General features: G+C 73.2%; 1 pseudogene. It reads right to left on the bottom strand.

Going from position 1 to position 928, the window contains the following annotated elements:
- Positions 1 to 928 (bottom strand): annotated as a pseudogene (locus E1261_RS44935) (DNA polymerase Y family protein); the annotation flags it as partial.

Raw genomic sequence — 928 nt, 5'->3', positions numbered from 1 at the left:
GCGGAGAGGTCGCCGCGGGCGGTGACCGAGACCTGGGTGCCGTCGGCGGCGTAGACCTGGGCCGGGAGCGGCTCGGAGAAGACTGTGGTGGGGGCGAGTGCGGTGATCGCGCCGGGCCAGGGCTGGTCGGGTGAATGGGCGGGAACCGGGCGGTCGCCCCACGGGACCAGGGTCTGGCGCTCCGCGAAGCCGCGGCCGCCGCCGACCACCACCGACACGACAGCGCCGTGGCCGAGCATGCTCTGGACCCGGGACAGTGCGCGGTGGATCCGCTCGTCCGGCCCGCCACCCCACAGGCCGTCGGCCTGGGCACCGACCGGGTCCACCTGCTCCGGGACGAGCCGGATCCGGGTGACCGGTGAGGTCAGGTCACTGGTCGCCGTACCGCTGCCTTGGAGTTGCCAGCGGACCCGGTCGACCACATCGGCCGCGGTGAACCAGCGTGGGTGCAGCCACTCGCGCTCGTGGATCCGCCCGGACTCGGTCCCGACCTCGACCCGCAGCGTCGTACACACCCCGCCGAGCTCGGTCAGCCGGTCGACCAGCTCGTCGGCCACCGACCGGACCGCGAACGCCACCTGGTCGACCCGATCCACCGACGGCTCGAACTCGAGCGTGCGGGTGAGCTCCGGCGGCACCTCCCGCGCCACCACCGGCCGGTCGTCCGCCCCGCGGGCCAACTGATGTGCGAACGCACCATCCGGGCCGAACCGGGTCAGCACCTCGGTAGCAGACAACTGCGCGAACGCCCCCAACGACCGCAACCCGAGGCGGCGCAGCAGACCGGTGAGCGTTGGCTGCTCGAGTACGTCGACGCTCAGCGGCGCGAGAAACTTCGACGACTCACCTGTCGGCACCACCAGCACCCGGGTCTGCTCGGAGCTCACCCGGGCCGCCTGCTCAGCCGCGAACGGACCATCCGCCACCC

This window comes from Kribbella albertanoniae, from assembly GCF_004348455.1.
GTDB classification, from domain to species: Bacteria; Actinomycetota; Actinomycetes; order Propionibacteriales; family Kribbellaceae; genus Kribbella; species Kribbella albertanoniae.
The sequence above is the reverse complement of the archived record's forward strand: the minus strand, read 5'-3'. Positions and strand labels throughout refer to the sequence as shown.